The organism is Mesobacterium pallidum (assembly GCF_019966535.1).
In the GTDB taxonomy this organism is placed as follows: Bacteria; Pseudomonadota; Alphaproteobacteria; order Rhodobacterales; family Rhodobacteraceae; genus Mesobacterium; species Mesobacterium pallidum.
Map to the genome: position 1 here is coordinate 30,871 of NZ_JAIMID010000013.1, position 19,211 is coordinate 50,081.

A 19,211-nucleotide genomic window follows, 5' to 3' on the forward strand; every position below is an offset into this window, starting at 1 on the left:
CGAGGCACGACCGGGGTGTCGCATTCCACTGGGTGCGGCACCCCTTTTTTCAGACAGGTCCAGCGGGAGGAGGGCCCCATGCAGATCGATCCGGAACATCACGACGGCACATCCGATGCCACACCCGGCGGCGAGCCGGACAAGCGTCGCCCGGGAGAGCTGCTGTTTGCCGCCTTCCTGACGGTTGCCAGCCTGTACCTGGTCTGGGACGCCTGGGGGATCGAGAATTCCTTTGGCCCCAACGGGCTGTCCTCGCCGCGCTCCATCCCGCTGGCAACGACGGTGGTGATGGTGATCAGCGGTGCGCTGGTCCTGCTCAGGACCGCGCGCCTGCCGCTGGACCGGACCGAGACGGTGTCGAAGGATATCCTACCATGGACGGTGATCGTGTTCGCCGGACTGCTGGTCGCCTACGGCATGGCGCTTAGACCCATCGGTTTCCTGCCGGTTTCGGCTGCCTTCCTGATCATCGGGATCAAGGTGCTGGGGCGGCGGTCATGGGTTTGGACCATCTCCATCGCACTGGCCGCTCTGGTCGCGATCTGGCTGATCTTCCGCATCGTGTTCTCGGTTCTCATGCCGGCAGGCATCGTGCCCGAGGCCGAGCTGGTCCAGTTCTTCCGTACGCTGTTCTCAGGGGGTGCAGAATGACCGCGCTCATGGATTTCTTCCTTGTCTTCACCCAACCGCAACTGTTCCTGCTGGTCGGGCTTGGCACCTTTGCCGGTGTCTATGTCGGTGCGATCCCCGGCCTGTCGGTCACGATGGCGGTGTCGATCCTGATCTCCTTCACCTTTTCCTGGGACGTCTACCCGGCGATCTCGCTGATGATCGGCATCTACATGGGCGGCGTCTATGGCGGCTCGCGCACGGCGATCCTGCTGAACATCCCCGGCGCCCCCTCTGCCATCGCCACCGCGCTTGACGGGTATCCCATGGCTCAGCGCGGAGAGGCCGGGACGGCGATCGGCGTGACCACCGTCATGTCCTTCATCGGCGGGTTCATCGGCATCGGCGTTTTGGCACTGGCCGCGCCCTTCGTGTCGGACTTCGCGCTCAAGTTCCAGCCGCGCGACTACATGCTGCTGGCCATCCTCGGCATCCTGCTTGTCGGCTCGCTGTCGCAGGGTTCGCTGGTCAAGGGCATCTTCGCGGGCGCCCTCGGCATCGCAATCGGCGCGGTGGGCCGCGATCCCCTGACCTTTACCGAACGATTTACCTTTGACCTGAACCTGCTCAACGGCGGCATCTCGTTCATTGCGGTGATGATCGGCATGTTCGGTGTCTCCGAGGCGCTGCTGCAACTGCACCACGTCGACAAGGACGCGGTGCGGCAGAAGATCTCGCGCATCGTGCCCTCGCTCGCGACCGTGAAGAAGCACCTGCCGCTGTCGCTTCAGACCTCGACCATCGGCGTCATCATCGGCGCCTTGCCCGGAACCGGCGGCGACATCGCCGCGCTCATGGCCTATGACCACGCGAAACGGGTCACCAAGAACCCCGAAGTGCCCTTTGGAGAAGGCGCCATGGAGGGTCTCGTGGCCCCCGAAACCGCCAACAACGCCGCCGTCGGCGGTGCCTTCATCCCGATGATGACCCTTGGCATTCCGGGCGATGCCGTGACCGCCATCATGATCGGCGCGCTGTTCATCCACGGGCTGAACCCCGGCCCGATGCTGATGATCGAGAAACCGGACATGTTCTGGTTCATCGTCGGCTGTCTGGTCATGGCGAACGTCTTCATGCTGATCTTTGGTCTGACCGGGATCAAGCTGTTCACCAAGATCGTGGAAATGCCGCGCGCGGTCCTCATCCCGCTGATCATGCTCCTGTCCATCGTCGGGGCCTTCGCGGTGAACAATGCCGTCACCGATGTCTACTGGATGCTCGGCTTTGGCGTGTTCGGCTATTTCATGCGCCACTACGGTTATCCGCTGGGGCCCGTGATCCTGGGGGTGATCCTGTCGCGCCTGCTGGACGACAACTGGCGCCGCGCGATCATATCCGAGCGCGAGGAGCTGGGCCGGTTCTTCTGGGGGATCGTCACCAGCCCGCTGAGCCTGACGCTGCTGGTCGCCGTGATCCTCATCTTTGTCTCGCAAACCCCCGTGTGGCGCTGGGGCAAATCCAAGCTGTTCAAGGAAAGCTGACATCATGACCGACCTGCATCTGGGCCTGATCGGAGACAACATCGCCCGGTCCCGATCGCCGCTTCTGCACCGGCTGGCCGGAGAGCAGAACGGCATGACCGTGCAATACGATCGGCTCATCCCGCGCGACATGGGACAAGAGTTCGATGCGGTGTTCGACCAGTGCCCGACCCGGGGCTTGCGCGGGATCAACGTCACCTATCCCTACAAGGAACGCGCGGTCACCAGGGTGACGGTGGACGATCCGCTGGTGCGCGCAATCGGGGCCGTCAACACGGTTCTGTTCGACCCGGATGGGCCCAAAGGCTTCAACACCGACTACACCGGCTTCAAGGCGGCCTACCGCGCTGCGCGGCAAACGGCGCCGGGCATTTGCTGCCTGATCGGCACGGGCGGGGTGGGGCGGGCACTGGCCTTCGGGCTGATCCCGCTGCAGGCGACGGAAATTCGGCTGGTTGATCGCGACGCCTCGAAAGCCGAGGCGCTGGCCTCGGACCTGCGTGCGGTCGCCGGATCGATCCGCATTGCCACCTTTTCCGATGCTGCCCAGGCCGCGCGGGGCGCGCAGGGTCTGCTGAACGGCACGCCCGTCGGCATGGTCGGCTACGAGGGCACGCCGCTGCCGGCGGACGCCATGCGGGGCGCAGAGTGGGCCTTCGATGCGGTCTACACGCCGGTCGACACGCGCTTCCTGACCGATGCCACGGCTCAGGGCCTGGACATCATCTCGGGCTTTGAGCTGTTCTTCTGGCAGGGCGTACACGCCTGGGCGCATTTCTCGAACGGCAAGCCGCTGGACGAAGTGGCGCTGCGCGCGGCATTGGCGACGGATGCGTGACGCCCGTCATCGCCTTCGGCATGATGTCCCGCATCCCGCAAGATTTACGCGATGCCGGTGCCAAGCCAGGGGGCGACGGGATCGGCCAACTTGCCGATGCCCCAAGGGGTCGCCAACCTGTTTCGGCCTGATTGACACAAGCGACGGCTCTGCCCGTCAGGCGGCTATTTCGGCAGTCCGGCTGGTCCTGCGGTCCACCCGTCGTCCCCGGCGTGTCGACATGAGAGGGCTGAGCGTCAAGAGCGGTGGGGTCGGCAGTCGGCGTTGATTTGATCATGGGCCGCCAGAAATCGCCGTTCATGTCGAGGCGATCTGAACCGCTTCTTCGGCTGGTTTGGGGAGGCGGGACAGTCGCAGTCGCGCTTGATGCAAAGGGCATGTGCCGGCCAAACCGAGTCACCCGATGGCGCAGGCATTCCAGGCTGACGGTTCCATCTCGTTCAGCCAGCAGGTCCTCGACATCCGCCGGGCTGGGCGAAAGGCGACGATCGGCCGATTTGGCCGTGACCACGACCTCACGGGGACACGGCTGCCGTTCAGGCGCGGCATTGCCGTTGGTCTCTTCATGACAAGACGACGGACGCCCCGTGTTGCAGCTGCACGTCGGGAATGCGCCGAGACCTCTGTGCAGGAAGCTCACGGCCCCAGGGTGCGGATCACCTGGCTGGTCTTGACGACAAGAGCCGTCTCGACTTCCCGCATGATCTCCAGCCGGTCGAACCGCTCCGGATCGGACGTCACGGCATCGCGCAAAGCCTGTCCGAAGGCCTGCCGCAATTCGGTGCCGATGTTGAACTTGCAGATGTTCGTTTCGCGGGCCAACGCCCGCCGTTGGTCGATCGGCACGCCAGAGCCACCGTGAACCACAAGCGGGACCGTCGTCACCGCCTCGATGGCGCGGATGCGCGCCACGTCCAGACCGGCGCCCGCCCCCCGCTGCAGGTGTACGTTGCCGACCGAAATCGCCAGGGCGTCCACGCCGGTTTCCGCCGCGAAGAGGCGTGCCTCGTCCGGGTCGGTGCCCGCGCTTTCCGCGCCGTTCACATATCCGACAAAGCCGATTTCGCCCTCGCAGGACGCCCCCGCAGCATGGGCCAGTTCGGCGATGCGCGCGGTCTCGTCGATGTTCTGCCAGAGCGGCTTGCGTGACCCGTCGAACATCACCGAGGTAAAGCCGCAGTCCAGCGCCTGCTTGCATTCGTCCAGCGTATAGCCGTGGTCCAGATGGGCCACGACCGGCACGCTGGCGTTGTCCGCCAGATGCCGGACCATCGCAGCCAGTACGGGCAAGGGGGTATGCGCGCGGCAGGCGGGCCCGGCTTGCAGGATGACGGGCAGGTCCTCCGCCTCGGCGGCGCCGACATAGGCGCGCATATCTTCCCAGCCAAGGCAGACCAGCCCGGCCACCGCATAGCCCGATGTCAAGGCCGGTTGCAGGACGTCCGCCAGCGTGACCAGTGTCATTTGAACTTTGCGATCATGTCCTTGATGCCGGGGATCGTCTCGATCTGATAGGCATGGGACGGTTGGAAGAACTGCACCAGGGGGCGCTGCGAAAGCCCGCCGAGGATGGTGAAGTAATACATCTCGTAGCCCGGCAGCACGCAGCAGGGGTGATAGCCGTTGTCCAGGCAGATCGTCGATCCATCGACGATGTGATAGGCGTCGCCCGGCTTGCCGTCCTCGCGTTGCAGCATCTGCACGCCCGAGCCGTGGTTGGGTCGGAAGCGGAAGTTGTAGGTCTCGTCATGCCGCGTCTCGATTATCTCCCCCCCGAGGCTGTCCCGCCGATCCGTGTCGTGCTTATGGCTGGGAAAGCCCGACCAGCCACCGGCGCCAACGGTGAAAAGTTCGGACACCAGCAGGCGCCCGACCTTGCCGTGATGCTTCTGGCCCAGTATGTGCTTGATCTTGCGATGGGTTTTCGTGTCGTCCGAGCCGTATTGAACAAGGTCATGCGCGCGCACGTCGAACGGGTCGAGCACGGTGTCGAATTTTGCCCCGGCGACAAAGACCTCGGCGGCCCGGGTGCAGACCATCGTGACCCTGGCCCCGACGGGCACATAGACCCCTTCGGGCTCACCATCCCAGACATCGACGCCGCGATGGCCCAGCTTGGCGAAAGAGACACCCTCGACATCCACATCCACGGTGCCGGTGGCAGGGACGATGCAGGTCTCATAGCCCGGCACCTGATACTCGAACGCCTCGCCGGGCTGCAACTTGACGATGTTGAAATAGGTCAGCGGAACGGTCGGGTTGTCGATACCGACGATGGGCCGGTTCTGGTTGTCATGGGGCGGGATATGCATGGGATGTCCTCGTCAAAGCGGGCTTGGGCCGGGATGGGTGGCCAGGAACGTCTCGAGTTCAGCTGTATCGGGCAGGGCGGGGGCGCAACCGGGGCGCGACACCGTGATGGACGCGCAGGCCGAACCGCGCAGCACGGCGTCCTGCACGGATTGGCCGCCGGCCAGACCACTGAGGAATCCGGCCAGAAAGCTGTCGCCCGCACCGACAGGTTTCAAGGCGTCGACCCGGTAGATGCCGGTGCGCAGGGTCTTGCCCTCGCAAAAGGTCATCGCCCCCTCGGCCCCCATCTTGTAGATGACGATGCTGGCGCCCGCATCGGCAAGCGCTTGCGCCTTGGTCAGGCCCTTGTCATGGCCGCCCGCCATGAATCCGAACTCTTCGTCATTGCCGACGATCACGTCCGACAGGGCGGCGGCGCGGCTGAGCACGTCAGCGGCTGTCTGCGCCGAGGGCCACGAATATGGCCGGTAGTCCACGTCGAAGACGATGGGCAGACCGGCGGCGCGGGCCAGTTCGATCGCGCTGAAGGCGGCGGTGCGCGATGGCTCGGAGGCAAAGACGGTGCCCGCGGTGATCAGCGCGCCATAGGCCGCGTAATCCACCGCTTCGACATCGGCGACCTCCATCTGGAAATCCGCGGCGCCGTTGCGGTAGATGACGTTGCGATGCCCGTCCAGCACGCTTTCATAGACCGCCAGCGAGGTGCGATATTCGCCGCCCACAGGGGTCACATAACGGGGATCGATGCCGTAGTGACGTAGGCGGTTGATGCAATAGCTGCCCACCGCATCGTCGGATACGCGCGTGACCAGCGCCGCCTTGCTGCCCAGCTTGCACAGGCCCGCGGCGGTATTGGCCGCCGATCCGCCAAGGTCCACGGTCAGGCTCTGCGCGGTCTCGACCCTGACCCCGGCATCGGTGAACAGGTCGATCCCGGCGCGCCCGACGATGATGAAGCTGTTCTTCTCGAGTCCGCCGAGCCGCATGATCCCCCCTTGCGTCGTTCCCGAGGGCAGGTTACGAGTTTTGCAACCGGTTGCAATGCAAAATCGAACCCTGAGAGGCGGCATGGAATGACCCGGATCGGCATCGGCATCATTGGGGGTGGCTACATGGGCAAGGCCCATGCGGTTGCCATGTCGGCCGTCGGGGCTGTTTTCGATACGGCACTGCGGCCAGGGCTGGAAATGGTCGCCGCCTCCAGCCCCGAAAGCGCCGCGCGGTACCGCGACAGGTTCGGTTTTGCCCGCGCGGCGCGAGACTGGCAGGAACTGGTCGCCGATCCGGCGGTCGATGCGGTGGTGATCGCCTCTCCGCAGGACAGCCACCGCCCGATTGCCGAGGCGGCCTTTGCACTTGGCAAGCCGGTCCTGTGCGAAAAGCCCCTTGCCGACAGCACCGAGAATGCCCGCGCCATGGTCACGGCGGCCGAGGCGGCCGGGGTCGCCAACATGGTCGGTTTCAACTATATCCGCACGCCCGCCAGCCAGTTCGTGCGCCAGCTGCTGGCCGAGGGGGCGATTGGCCGCGTGACGTGGTTTCGCGGTGAACATACCGAGGATTTCTATGCCGACCCCAACGCGCCCCGTGACTGGCGCGGGGCGGGGCAGTCCAACGGCAACATGGGCGATCTGGCCCCGCATCCCATCAATGCCGCATTGGCGCTGATGGGGCCGATCGCGTCGGTCATGGCCGATGTGGAAACCGTCCATGCCGAGCGCCCCGGCGGCACCGTCACCAATGACGACCACGCCCAGATCATGTGCCGCTTTGCCTCGGGCGTGATGGGGCACATCTATTCCAGCCGCACCGCCACCGGACGCAAGATGGGCTATGCCTACGAGATCCACGGCACCGACGGCGCGATCAAGTTCGATCAGGAGGATCAGAATGCCGTCTGGCTGTACCGCGCCGAGGGGCCGGAGGCCACGCGCGGTTTCACCAGGATCCTGACCGGCCCGGCACATCCGGATTATGAACCCTTCTGTCAGGGGCCCGGGCATGGCACCGGCTATCAGGATCAGATCATCATCGAGGCGCGCGACTTTCTGCGTGCCATCGAGACCGGCCAGCCTGTCTGGCCGACCTTCCGAGACGGTCTGGCCGTGTCCGAGGTGGTCGAAGCCGTCCTGGCATCATCGAATACCCGGCATTGGGTGCCGGTCGCGCAAGTCTGAAAGGACATCATGGCAATCCGTATCGGCAACGCGCCCTGCTCCTGGGGTGTCGAATTCGCGGCAGACCCGCGCAACCCAAGCTGGCGCAGCGTGCTGAGCGATTGCGCCGAGGCGGGGTATACGGGCATCGAGCTTGGCCCGGTGGGTTTCATGCCCGAGGACCCGGCCCTGCTGGCCGAGGCGCTGGATGAAAACGGGTTGGAACTGATCGGCGGCGTGGTGTTTCGGCCGTTTCACGATCCGGACAAATGGGACGATGTGCTGGACGGGGCGGTGCGCACCTGCAAGGCGCTGAAGGCGCATGGCGCGCGGCATTTCGTGCTGATCGATTCCATTGCCGAGCGGCGCGCGCCCACGGCGGGCCGTGCCGGCGAGGCCGCGCAGATGGACGATGCCGAGTGGGCCGCCTATCGCGACCGGATCGTCACCATCGCCCGGATGGGCGCCGAAGAGTATGGGCTGATCCCTGAACTTCATCCCCACGCGGGCGGCTTCATGGATTTCGAGCCGGAGGTGGAGCGTCTCTTGTCCGAGGTTTCGCCGGATACGCTGAAACTGTGCATCGACACGGGTCATTGCAGCTATGCGGGGTTCGACCCCGTCGCCTTCATGCGGCGGCACATGGACCGGATCACCTATGTGCATTTCAAATCCACCGACCCGCACGTCAAGGCGCGGGCGATCGCCAACCGCACCGGGTTCTATGACGCCTGCGGGCAGGGGATCTTCTGCAATCTGGCCGATGGCGAGGTCGATTTTCCCGCGGTGCGGCAGCTCCTGCTGGACAGCGGCTACCAGGGCTGGTGCACCGTCGAGCAGGATTGCGACCCGACGCTGGACCCGGATCCGCTGGGGGATGCGCGCAAGAACCGCGACTACCTGGAAAGCATTGGTTTCAACTGAGGACGACCCGCTATGGCAAAACTGAAATGGGGCATGATCGGCGGCGGCATGGGCAGCCAGATCGGACCGGCACACCGGCTGGGCGCGCAGGCGGACGGGCTGTTCGAGTTTGTCGCGGGCGCGCTGGATCACCGCGCCGACGAGGGCCGCGCCTACGCGCAAAAGCTGGGGATTGCCGCAGACCGCGCCTATGGTGACTGGCAAGACATGCTGGCGGGCGAAAGGGCCCGTCCGGACCGCGTCGATCTGGTGACGGTCGCCACGCCCAATGCCACCCATTTCGAGATCAGCAAGGCGTTCCTCGAGGCCGGGTTCAACGTGCTGTGCGAAAAGCCCATGACCATGACCGTCGAAGAGGGTGAAGAGATCGTTCGCGTCGCCAGGGCCTCGGGGCGCATCTGCGCGGTGAACTATTGCTACTCCGCCTATCCGATGATCCGGCAGGCCCGCGCCATGGTGGCGGCGGGCGAGTTGGGCAAGGTCCGGCTGGTGGTGACGAATTTCAGCCACGGTCACCATGGGGATGCGACCGACGCCGACAACCCGCGTGTGCGCTGGCGCTATGATCCGGCCATGGCAGGCGTGTCCGGGCAATTCGCCGATTGCGGCATCCACGCGCTGCACATGGCATCGTTCATCTGCAACGATCAGGTCGAGCGCCTGTCCGCCGATTTCGTCTCGACCATCCCGTCGCGCGAACTGGAAGACGACGCGATGGTGAACTTCCGCATGTCGGGCGGCACGGTCGGGCGTCTGTGGACGTCATCGGTGGCGATCGGGCGGCAGCACGGCTTTGACATTCAGGTCTTTGGCGAAACCGGCGGGCTGCGTTGGGCCTCCGAGCAACCCAACCAACTGATCCATACGCCGGTGGGCGGACGCACCCAGATCATCGAAAAGGGCGAGGGCGGGCTGCATGCGGACGCCATGCGCCTTTCCCGCGTCGCCATCGCCCATCCCGAAGGTTTTCCCCTGGCGGTTGCGAACATCTATTGCGATCTGGCCGATGCCATCCGGGGCGAGACGCGGGACGGCCTGCCCAATGCCGAGGATGGCGTGCGCTCGATGGCGGCGGTGCATGCGGCGGTGACCTCGGCCCGCGACAGCGGCGCCTGGGTGGATGCCCGCCCGCCGATGTTCCGCTAACGCAGGGTCCTGCGCGTGATCAGCGTGCAGGGCAGCACCCGTGCTTCGGTCGGGCGCGTCGGATCGGCAAGCAATGCGACGATCAGATCGATCGAGGCGCGCACGATCTCGGGGATCGGCTGGCGGATCGTGGTCAGGCCGATATTTTCCCAGCCGGCCATTTCCATGTCATTCAGGCCGATCAGACCGATATCGCCCGGCACCGACAGGCCACTGTCCTGAAGGGCCGAGAGCGCGCCGATGGACAGCACGTCATCGCCACAGAAATACGCCTCTGCCGGGGTGTCGGCGACCAGCCGGGCCATCTCGCGCCGTCCGGCCTCGTAACTGTAGGCACCGGCAAAGCTGTACGTCATGGTCACCGCCGGGCAGGCCGAAATGACCGCAGCAAAACCCGCCAGCCGGTCCTGGCTCGAGGTCGCGGTCTCTGGCCCGCCCATGAACCCGACCCGCCCGTAGCCCCGCGCGATCAGCGTGCGCGCGGCTAGACGCCCGGCTTCGACATTGTCGATGCCCACGACCGTGACCCTGGGCGCGGCGGTCGGCCTGCCAAAGCTGTTGACGACGGGGATGCCCGCGTCGCGGAACGCCTCGGCAAAGCTGGGCGGCAGGGTCGAGGAGGCGACGACAACCCCGTCCACCGAATATTGCCGCAACATGCGCACTGACTGTGTCGGATCGACCTCGTCGGACAGGTTGACCAGCAGCGGCCGCAACCCCTTGTCCTGAAGCGCACGGGTGAACAGGTCGAAGACCTGCAGAAAGACCGGATTGTGAAAGTTGTTCGACACGAGGCCGATCAGCTTGGTCCGCCCCGTGGTCAGAGAAGAGGCCAGCGCGTTGGGGTGATAGCCCAGTTCGCGCGCCGCCTGTTCGACTTTCTCGCGGGTCTTGGCCGAGACGGATGCGCCGGGGGTAAAGGTCCGCGACACGGCGGATCGGGATACGCCGGCCCGTTCGGCAACATCTTTCAGCGTGATCGCCATTCTGTCGTCTCCTGGTGGGGCCTCAGACCGATTCCGGCAGATACAGGCGTGGTTCGAGATCGCGGGGCGGCGGCCCGCCTGTCTTGCCAAGCACCGCGCCGACCATGCGCTCGACCAGATCGGCGCAAAGCTGGTCCAAGGGGGTGGCCATCACCATCGTCACATAGCGATCCGCAAGGGCGCGGCGGCTGTCGGGAGTCAATTCGTTCACGATCAAGGTGACCTTGTCCGCGGGACGGGTTTCGCGCAAGGCGGCAATCGCGCCCTCCATGCCGCCGCCGGCGACGTACAGCCCGGCCAAATCCGGGTGCCTGGTCAACAGGTCGAGCGTCGCCTCGTAGGTCAGCTGCCGCGTTTCGAGATTGACCGAAGTGTCGAGCACTTCGATCCGATCCGCGTATTCGCGCAGATAGGACCGAAAGCCGGTTTCCCGCATCGCCTGCCCATGCCAACGCGTGCCGCCCACAAAGACAGCCACCTTTTCGGGCCTTTGAATGCGGGTTGCCATCATCCACCCCGCCGTCCGCCCAACCTTCAGATTGTCGAGACCGACATAGCCGCGCCCGGCAGAGCCCGCAAAATCATTGAGCAGCGAAAACAACGCAATGCCCTGCTGCGCCAGGTCTTGGGCAAGTCCGGTCAGGCTGGCATGGTTGACCCCGGTGGCAGCGATAGCCGTGCAAGACCCCGCGAGGGCGCGGATTTCCTTGACGAAATCATCCGGGGACTGAGACCCGGAAAATCTCAACCGCAGCGCGATCGCCACATCGCTGCGCGCTTTGCAGGCGGTCTCGATCTCTGCCGCGAAGCGCTGGTAGAAATCCTGATTGCGCTTGTGCAGCACAAAGCCCAGCGACAGCTCCGGTCGATCCCGGGCGCCCAGCCGGGCAAGGGGTGCGGGCAGGGGATACCCCAACCGCACCGCCGCCTCGGTCACGCGTATCCGAGCGTGCTCCGAGACGTTGGGGCGCGCGTTGAGCACGCGGTCGACTGTGGCTGCGCCGACCTGCGCGGCCTTGGCCAGATCGGCGATCGTGGGTTTGCGGGTCATGCCAGCCTTGGGGTAATCACATCAATCTGAGCTCTCAATATGATGTGTTTTGAGGTCTTTCCAAGCGGAAAGTCTTCGTTGCCCGACGGCACCGGGATAATGTGCCCCATCGACACGCCTTTGCGAGGGGGAGGACCTATGACCAAGCGTGACTATTCCATGTTGGGCCCGGATGCGCAGCGCGCGGTTGAAACCGGTCTGGCTGCCGCCGAGTGGTATCACACCGACATCCCGCGCAAGCAGATGAAGGACCTGATGAAGCGCGAGGATGGCCCGGCCATCCGCGACACCGCGATCCTGTTCGGGTCGATGATCCTGTTTGCCGCCATCGGCATCGCGCTTTGGCCGTCCTGGTGGTCGGCGCCGTTCTGGCTGGCCTATGGCGTGCTCTACGGTTCGGCGATGGATTCGCGTTGGCACGAATGCAGCCACGGCACCGCCTTCAAGACGCGGCACTACAACGACTGGCTCTATCAGGTCGCGTGCTTTTGCATGATCCGCAACCCCGTGACCTGGCGCTGGAGCCACACACGGCACCACACCGACACGGTCATCGTCGGGCGTGATCCCGAGATTGCGATCATGCGGCCGCCGGAGTTCGCCCGGCTGATCGCGAATTTCTTCGGGATCTTCGATGCATGGAACGGCTGGGCGCGGATGCTTTACAACGCCGCGGGCAAGATCCACCCGGAAGAGGCCACCTGGATTCCCGAGCAGGAGCAGCACAAGGTCGTCCGTGTCGCCCGGATCTGGGTGGCGATCTACGCCGCCACGATCGGGCTGGCCCTGGCGATGGGTTCGATCCTGCCGCTGATGGTGATCGGTCTGCCCCGGCTTTATGGCGCGTGGCACCATGTGATGACCGGGCTGCTGCAGCACGGCGGACTGGCGGACAACGTCATCGACCACCGGCTGAATTCGCGCACGGTCTACATGAATCCGGTTTCGCGCTTCATCTACTGGAACATGAACTACCACGTCGAACATCACATGTTCCCGATGGTGCCCTATCACCAGCTGCCCGCGCTGCACGAGGCGATCAAGCATGATCTGCCCGCGCCGAACCGGTCGATTGCCGCCGGGTTCCGCGAGATGTGGCCCGCCTTGAAGCGGCAGCTCAGGAACGAGGATTTCTTCATCAAGCGCGGGTTGCCCCCCACGGCCAAACCGTACCGCGGGGATTTCCACCAGGATGCCCTTGGCACCGCGGCAGAATGACATCGGGCGGGTCGGAGGGGCCCGCCCACTACCACCGAACAGGACTTTAGGGAGGACACAGGAAAATGCCCTGGATTGACGCTTGCGCGACCGACGACATCGACCAGGAGGATCTGATCCGCTTCGACCACGACGGACGGACCTTCGCGATCTACCACTCGCCGGACGGAGATTTTTTTTGCACCGACGGCAAGTGCACCCACGAAGAGGTGCATCTGGAGGATGGACTGGTGATGGAATACGAGATCGAATGCCCCAAGCACAACGCGACCTTCGACTATCGCACCGGCGAGGCGCTGCGCGCCCCCGCCTGCGTCAACCTGAACACCTACCCCGTGAAGGTGGAAGGTGGACGCGTGATGATCGAGGTCTGACATGACACGCCCCACCGTTGCGGATATCCGCGCGCTGAAAGGCCAGCGCACCCTGACGATGCTTTATGTCGAAACCCCCGACGAAGCCGCCGCCGCCGCCGAGGCCGGGATCGACATGCTGTCGATCATCGATCCGGTCTGGACCCCGGAGATGCGCGAGGCGGCGGGCGATTGCTTTGTTCAGGTGGGCTTGCTTTACGGTAAGCTCGTCACGCAAGAGGACTACCTGCGCGCGGCGCATCGCGTCATGCAGATTGGCGGCGATTGCGTCTATTGCGCATCCTCGCTTGGCACCATCAAGGCGTTGGCGGATGACGGCGTCCCCGTGGTCAGCCATGTCGGCCTGATCCCGTCCAAATCGACCTGGACCGGCGGGTTCAAGGCTGTCGGCAAGACGGCGGACAGTGCACTGGCGGTCTGGCGGCATGTGAAGCAGCTGGAAGAGGTCGGAGCCTTCGGGGCTGAACTGGAAGTGGTCCCGGATCGGGTCGGGGCCGAGATCAGCAGGCGCACGCCATTGATCATGCTGGGCATGGGGGCCGGGTCGGGGGCCGATGCGCAGTACCTTTTCGCCGAGGATGTGCTGGGCTGCACGCGCGGGCACAAACCGCGCCACGCCAAGACCTATCGCGACTTTGCCGGCGAATATTCCCGGCTGCAGCGCGAGCGGGTCGCGGCCTTTGGTGAATTCCGCGCCGATGTGGACAGCGGGGCGTATCCCGCGCCAAGTCATGTCGTGCCGATCGACGACGCCGAGTTCGACAGTTTCCTCGCCGCGCTCTGATCCTTGCAACGCATCAGGCGATACGCTACGACGACATGACGTAATTCCGTCACGGAGGACGTCATGGCCCGTCGCCCCACCACCCAGGATGTCGCCCGCGAGGCGGGCGTCAGCGTCACCACGGTCGATCGGGCGCTGAACGGACGCGCCAAGGTGCGCAAGGAGACCATGCGCAAGATCGCGCAAGCCGCGCACAAGGTCGGCTACCATGCGCGTGGGCTCATCGAACAGAACATCGACGCCGCCGTGCCCGAGATGACCTTTGGCTTTGTCTTCATCAAGAAGAGCCAGGAATTTTACCAGAACTTCGTGCGCGAGGTGGAGCAGGCCGTCGCCGCGCGAACCGATATCCGGGGCCGGGCGGTTGTCCGGTATGCGTCCTCACAAAGCCCCGAAGATTTCGCCAGGGCGCTGCAAAGCCTGTCGCAGTGCGATGCCATTGCGGCCACGGCGGTCAACCATCAGCTGCTGGCCCAGGTCGTCACCGAGCTGAAGCATAAGGGTATACCGGTCTTTTCGTTGCTCAACGACTTCGCGCAAGGCGTGCGTCGCAATTACCTGGGCATGAACAATATGAAAATAGGGCGGGTTGCGGCGTGGATGATCACCAAGACGCTGCCGCAACCGGGCAAGCTGGCCATCTTTGTCGGTGGCAACCGCTGGCATGGGCATGACCTGCGAGAGGTCGGATTCCGCTCCTATGTGCGGGAAAATGCGCCCGGGTTTTCCGTTCTGGATACGCTCGTCAATCTCGAAACTCGGCAACTGACATACGAGGCGACGCTGGACCTGCTGAGCCGGCATTCGGACCTCAAGGGAATCTATGTGGCGGGCGGCGGGATGGAGGGCGCCATCGCCGCGCTGCGCGAAGCCCATTCCAGCCCGCGCGTGGCCTTGGTCGTCAACGAGGTGACCAAGGAAAGTCGCGCGGCGCTGGTGGATGGCTATGTCACCATGGCGATTTGCACGCCGCTTCCGGCCCTGTGCGCTGATCTGATCTCGCACATGGTGCGGTCGGTCAAAGAGGGGGATGACGGTATCTCGGGGCAACATTTCCTTGATCCGCACCTGGTGCTGCCGGAAATGCTGTAATGGCGTTAAAACGTCATTTTGCGCGCGCAGAAAAACGTCATTCATGGCGCAAAATGCGGCCGATCAATTGACCGAATGCCGCGCTTCGGCGCAACGTCCGCCTCGTGACAGACGGCGCAAACGCGTCGCGGCGGGAGGACACCATGAAATTTGCACTCAACCAGATGACGGTGCGCCGTCTTGACTACGTGGCCTTCCTTGATCTTGCCAAGGCGCTTGGATGCATCGGCGTCGAGGTGCGCAACGATCTTGATCGCCCGCTGTTTGACGGGATCGATCCGAAGCAAGCAGGCGACATGGCTCGCACGCGCGGGCTGCGCCTGTTGGGCATGAGCGAGGTCTATGCCTTCAACAGCTGGTCCGACGAGATCCGCACCAAGGTCGAGACGATCATTGCGGCGGCCAAGGCGTCCGGCGCGGAGACCATCAGCCTGATCCCGCGCAACGACGGCACCCAGACCGGCAATGGCGAGCGTCAGGCCAACCTGCGCATCGCCCTGAAGGAAGTGCTGCCCATGCTGGAGGCCGCGGACATGACCGCACTTGTCGAGCCCCTGGGCTTTGGCCGGTCGTCCCTGCGGTCCAAGCAGGAACTGGTCGACGTGATCGAGGCGCTGGACGCCGGCCACCGCTACAAACTGGTGCATGACACCTTCCACCACACGCTGGCCGATGGCGGCCCGCTGTTTCCGGAGCATACGGGGATCGTGCATATCTCGGGCGTGGTGGATCCGTCCCTGAGCGTCGAGCAGATGGAGGACGCGCACCGCGTGCTGGTCAACGAACATGACCGCCTTGGCAATATCGACCAGATCAAGGCGCTGACCGCCGCCGGGTACGACGGCGCGATCTCTTACGAATGCTTTGCGCCGGAGATTCACGCGCTGGACGATCCGTTCACGGCGCTCCAGCGCTCTTTCGACTTCATCACCTCTGAACTTCAGGCGAAAGCCGCCTGAGCCAGAGGCGAGACGGCCCCTGGAGGAGGGGGTATCCGGCATAGGGAGTGGTGCGCCGGACACCATCAACGGGAGGAAACCCATGAAAAAGACCCTGATCGCAGCGAGCCTCGTGTCGCTCATGTCCACCACCGCGATGGCCGAAACCATCGGCGTGTCGATGGCGCTGTTCGACGACAACTTCCTGACGGTGCTGCGCAACGGCATGCAGGACTATGCGGACAGCCTTGAAGGCATCGACATCCAGATCGAGGACGCGCAGAACGACGTGGCCAAGCAGCTGGACCAGATCAACAACTTTGCCGCGTCGGGCGTCGATGCGATCATCGTGAACCCGGTCGACACCTCGGCGACCGAAGCGATGACGCAGGCTGCCGCCGCTGCAGGCATTCCGCTCGTCTACGTGAACCGCCAGCCCGTGAACGTCGATAACCTCCCCGACAATCAGGCATTCGTGGCGTCCAACGAGATCGAGTCCGGCACGCTGGCCGCCTTCGAAGGCTGCCAGATGCTGCGTGCGGCAGGTCATTCTGCCGGGGCGGATATCTACATCATGATGGGCGAGCTGTCGAACCAGGCGGCCGTGCAGCGCACCAAGGACTTCCATGACGTGATCGGCATGGACATGTGCAGCTTCATCAACGTCATCGACGAGCAGACGGCGAACTGGTCGCGAGACGAGGCGCAGGACCTGATGACCAACTGGCTGTCTTCGGGCGCATCTTTCCAGGCCGTGTTCGCCAACAACGACGAAATGGCCATCGGCGCGCTCCAGGCCCTGAAGGCGGCGGGTGTCTCGATGGACGACGTGGTCGTGACCGGTGTGGATGCCACCCAGGATGCACTTGCGTCGATGCAGGCGGGCGATCTCGATGTGACCGTGTTCCAGAACGCGGCGGGCCAGGGCGCCGGCGCGCTTGACGCGGCGCTGAAACTGGCGCGCGGCGAGGACGTGCCGCAGAAGGTCTACATCCCGTTCGAACTGGTGACCCCGGCAAACCTCGCCGACTATACGTCGAAGAACTGACCGTCGCGACATGCGACGCCTGGGCGGAGCCCTCGTGGCTCCGCTCTCCCGACTTTCCCGCTGCGGAAATGGGTAAGGATGACATGCGCGGCGTCCGATTTCGCGCCAGATCAGGGTCATGGCGCGCGCTTGATCAGATCAGATCAAATTTGATCGCGGCAAAGTCGGGCCCGATCGCTAATACGAAGTCGCGCAACAGGGAGGGAAGAGGATGTCCGAGACGTCCCATGGCATTGGCGGACTGACGTTCGACGCAAAGAAACGCGCATGGCCGAACGAGATGAACGTGTTCATCGCGCTCGTCGCCATCATCGCGATCTTCGAGCTGCTGGGGCAAGTCCTGCCCTATATGAACGGTCAGAGCCTGCTGTTCGATTTCAACACAGCCCGCGACGGCACCATCCTGAACATGGTCCGCCTGAAGATCATCATCCTTCAGGTTTCGATCATCGGCATCATTGCCATCGGATCGACGCAGGTGATCATTTCCGGCGGCATCGACCTGTCGCCCGGCTCGGTTGTCGGGCTGACCGCGATGGTCTCGATGAGTTTCGCGCAGACCGCGCTGGTGAACGGCAACCCGAACCCCAAGGCGATCTTTGGCGAAGCCTTCATGGATCTGCCGGTGATCGTACCGATCATCGTGGCCCTCGCCATCGGCATCCTTGCCGGGGCGGTGAACGGATTGCTCATCGCCTACACCAAGATTCCCCCTTTCATCGCAACGCTCGGAATGATGGTCGCGGCGCGCGGGGCCGCCAAGTGGTGGTCCAAGGGGCAGCCAATCTCGTTTCCGACCGACCCCTTCGCCGACATCGGCAACGGGCTGGCGGGCTGGTCGCCCGTGGTCATCTTCATCGGCCTGGCAATCCTGTTCCACTTTGTCCTGAAGTACACCGTCTACGGCAAGCACACCTATGCCATCGGGTCCAACGAGGACGCGGCGCGCATGTCCGGCATCAAGGTCGACCGCCACAAGGTGCTGGTCTACACGATTGCAGGGATGCTGGCGGGCCTGTCGGCGCTGGTGCTGGCCTCCAAGAACCTGACGGCGCAGGCCGGCATGGGGGTGATGTATGAACTTGACGCCATCGCCATGACCGTCATCGGCGGCGTCAGCCTGGCCGGCGGGCGCGGATCCATCGTGGGCACCGTGCTGGGGGCGTTGATCTTTGGCGTGATCATCTCGGGCTTCACCTACCTGCGCCTCGACGCCTACTACCAGGAGATGGTCAAGGGGGCGATCATCGTGGCTGCCGTGGTGCTCGACCAGTGGCGCCGTGGGCGCGCCGCGGCGCGCGGATAAGGGAGAGAGACCATGAGCGACGTACAGACAAATCTTTACAGCACGGACTTCTCTCACGGCGCGGCGCCGTCGGGCGAGGTGATCCTGGAAACGCGCGGCCTCACCAAGCATTACGGTGGCGTGCATGCCCTGCAGGACGCGAATTTCATCCTGCACAAGGGCGAGCACGTGGCGATCATGGGCGACAACGGGGCGGGCAAGTCCACCTTCGTGCGCCAGATCACCGGGGTCGAAACCCGCACCCGCGGCGAGGTCGTCTTTGACGGCAGGCCGGTGCATTTCGAGAACCCGATGGATGCCCGCGACGCGGGGATCGAGACGGTGTTCCAGACGCTGGCGCTGGCCGATCAGCTCGATGTGCCCGACAACCTGTTCCTCGGGCGCGAGCTGGTCAAGTTCAAGCTCGGGCCGTTCTCGATCCTCGACTACAAGGCCATGCGCGAGCGGACGATCGGCGCGCTGGAAAAGACCGGCGTCAAGATCCCCAACATCCGTGGCACGATCGAACGGATGTCGGGGGGGCAGCGGCAATGCGTGGCCATCGCCCGCACCGCGACCTTCCATTCCAAGCTGACCATCATGGACGAACCCACGGCCGCGCTTGGCGTGCAGGAGACCGCGCAGGTCGAGAACATCATCCGCACGCTGAAAGAGCAGGGCGAGCCGCTGATCCTGGTCAGCCACAACATGCGGCAGGTGATGGACCTGTGTGATCGGATTGTCGTCTTCCGGCGCGGGCGCATCTGCGCAAATCTCGACATCCGGGCCGGCGAAATCTCCGGCGAGGACGTCGTGGCCTATATCACCGGCGCCAAGACCCAGCCGGAATATGCCGACGCCGCCTGATCGCCGGTCACGCCGCAAAGACAATCGCCGTCGGTCTCGAA

The 19,211-nt window shown here is 64.4% G+C and carries 19 protein-coding genes; 14 read left to right on the forward strand and 5 right to left on the reverse strand.

Annotated features, from left to right (window positions below; genetic code table 11):
- Positions 1-78 precede the first annotated feature (78 nt).
- Genes MF270_RS17990 through MF270_RS18000 form a run of 3 tightly spaced genes read left to right on the forward strand, consistent with a single transcriptional unit; the run spans position 79 to position 2,988 of the window.
- The gene (locus MF270_RS17990; RefSeq protein ID WP_238367162.1) at positions 79-651 is read left to right on the forward strand and encodes a tripartite tricarboxylate transporter TctB family protein; all 573 of its coding nucleotides are present in this window, start codon (positions 79-81) and stop codon (positions 649-651) included.
- On the forward strand, positions 648-2,150 hold the full coding sequence (locus MF270_RS17995) for a tripartite tricarboxylate transporter permease (RefSeq protein WP_238367163.1): 1,503 nt from the start codon (positions 648-650) through the stop codon (positions 2,148-2,150). The genes MF270_RS17990 and MF270_RS17995 overlap by 4 nt, the downstream gene beginning before the upstream one ends.
- A gap of 4 nt (positions 2,151-2,154) precedes the next feature.
- Complete coding sequence (locus tag MF270_RS18000) at positions 2,155-2,988, forward strand: shikimate dehydrogenase family protein (RefSeq protein WP_238367164.1); 834 nt, start codon at positions 2,155-2,157, stop codon at positions 2,986-2,988.
- A gap of 636 nt (positions 2,989-3,624) precedes the next feature.
- Here MF270_RS18000 and MF270_RS18005 read toward each other — a convergent pair.
- From MF270_RS18005 to iolC, 3 genes are read right to left on the reverse strand one after another with little or no spacing between them, the layout of a single operon-like run.
- Positions 3,625-4,452, reverse strand: coding sequence for a class II fructose-bisphosphate aldolase (locus MF270_RS18005; protein WP_238367165.1), 828 nt, complete (start codon positions 4,450-4,452; stop codon positions 3,625-3,627).
- Positions 4,449-5,300, reverse strand: a complete 852-nt coding sequence (locus MF270_RS18010; protein ID WP_238367166.1) for a 5-deoxy-glucuronate isomerase — start codon at positions 5,298-5,300, stop codon at positions 4,449-4,451. Before MF270_RS18010 ends, MF270_RS18005 begins: the two co-directional genes overlap by 4 nt.
- 12 nt (positions 5,301-5,312) lie before the next feature.
- The gene (iolC, locus tag MF270_RS18015) at positions 5,313-6,287 is read right to left on the reverse strand and encodes a 5-dehydro-2-deoxygluconokinase (protein ID WP_238367167.1); all 975 of its coding nucleotides are present in this window, start codon (positions 6,285-6,287) and stop codon (positions 5,313-5,315) included.
- Between the two features lie 87 nt (positions 6,288-6,374).
- On the opposite strand from iolC, the gene MF270_RS18020 reads away from it, so the two are divergent.
- From MF270_RS18020 to MF270_RS18030, 3 genes are read left to right on the forward strand one after another with little or no spacing between them, the layout of a single operon-like run.
- Positions 6,375-7,478, forward strand: a complete 1,104-nt coding sequence (locus tag MF270_RS18020; protein WP_238367168.1) for a Gfo/Idh/MocA family protein — start codon at positions 6,375-6,377, stop codon at positions 7,476-7,478.
- Between the two features lie 9 nt (positions 7,479-7,487).
- Positions 7,488-8,381: a TIM barrel protein gene (locus MF270_RS18025; protein WP_238367169.1), complete on the forward strand. Its 894-nt coding sequence runs from the start codon at positions 7,488-7,490 to the stop codon at positions 8,379-8,381.
- Positions 8,382-8,393: 12 nt separating this feature from the next.
- Positions 8,394-9,527, forward strand: coding sequence for a Gfo/Idh/MocA family protein (locus tag MF270_RS18030; RefSeq protein WP_238367170.1), 1,134 nt, complete (start codon positions 8,394-8,396; stop codon positions 9,525-9,527).
- On the opposite strand, the gene MF270_RS18035 is transcribed toward MF270_RS18030, so the two are convergent.
- Positions 9,524-10,513 (reverse strand): LacI family DNA-binding transcriptional regulator, encoded by a 990-nt coding sequence (locus tag MF270_RS18035; protein WP_238367171.1) that lies wholly within the window; start codon positions 10,511-10,513, stop codon positions 9,524-9,526. The genes MF270_RS18030 and MF270_RS18035 overlap by 4 nt on opposite strands.
- 22 nt (positions 10,514-10,535) lie before the next feature.
- Complete coding sequence (locus MF270_RS18040; protein ID WP_238367172.1) at positions 10,536-11,564, reverse strand: LacI family DNA-binding transcriptional regulator; 1,029 nt, start codon at positions 11,562-11,564, stop codon at positions 10,536-10,538.
- 138 nt (positions 11,565-11,702) lie between these two features.
- Here MF270_RS18040 and MF270_RS18045 point away from each other — a divergent pair, with 138 nt between their 5' ends.
- The 8 genes from MF270_RS18045 (at position 11,703) to MF270_RS18080 (ending at position 19,170) form a co-directional block, all read left to right on the forward strand.
- Positions 11,703-12,782, forward strand: a complete 1,080-nt coding sequence (locus MF270_RS18045; protein WP_238367173.1) for a fatty acid desaturase family protein — start codon at positions 11,703-11,705, stop codon at positions 12,780-12,782.
- 65 nt (positions 12,783-12,847) lie between these two features.
- Positions 12,848-13,156: a MocE family 2Fe-2S type ferredoxin gene (locus MF270_RS18050; protein ID WP_238367174.1), complete on the forward strand. Its 309-nt coding sequence runs from the start codon at positions 12,848-12,850 to the stop codon at positions 13,154-13,156.
- A gap of 1 nt (position 13,157) precedes the next feature.
- Entirely contained in the window at positions 13,158-13,940 is a 783-nt protein-coding gene (locus MF270_RS18055) for a 3-methyl-2-oxobutanoate hydroxymethyltransferase (RefSeq protein WP_238367175.1), read from the forward strand.
- Between the two features lie 63 nt (positions 13,941-14,003).
- The gene (locus MF270_RS18060) at positions 14,004-15,032 is read left to right on the forward strand and encodes a LacI family DNA-binding transcriptional regulator (protein ID WP_238367176.1); all 1,029 of its coding nucleotides are present in this window, start codon (positions 14,004-14,006) and stop codon (positions 15,030-15,032) included.
- Positions 15,033-15,175: 143 nt separating this feature from the next.
- Positions 15,176-15,991 (forward strand): TIM barrel protein, encoded by an 816-nt coding sequence (locus MF270_RS18065; RefSeq protein ID WP_238367177.1) that lies wholly within the window; start codon positions 15,176-15,178, stop codon positions 15,989-15,991.
- A gap of 82 nt (positions 15,992-16,073) precedes the next feature.
- Positions 16,074-17,018: a sugar ABC transporter substrate-binding protein gene (locus MF270_RS18070; protein WP_238367178.1), complete on the forward strand. Its 945-nt coding sequence runs from the start codon at positions 16,074-16,076 to the stop codon at positions 17,016-17,018.
- Positions 17,019-17,229: 211 nt separating this feature from the next.
- Positions 17,230-18,324, forward strand: a complete 1,095-nt coding sequence (locus MF270_RS18075; RefSeq protein ID WP_238367179.1) for an ABC transporter permease — start codon at positions 17,230-17,232, stop codon at positions 18,322-18,324.
- 12 nt (positions 18,325-18,336) lie between these two features.
- Positions 18,337-19,170 carry an ATP-binding cassette domain-containing protein gene (locus MF270_RS18080; protein WP_238367180.1) on the forward strand — a complete coding sequence of 278 codons (834 nt, stop codon included), beginning with the start codon at positions 18,337-18,339 and terminating at the stop codon, positions 19,168-19,170.
- The last annotated feature ends 41 nt before the right edge of the window (positions 19,171-19,211 follow it).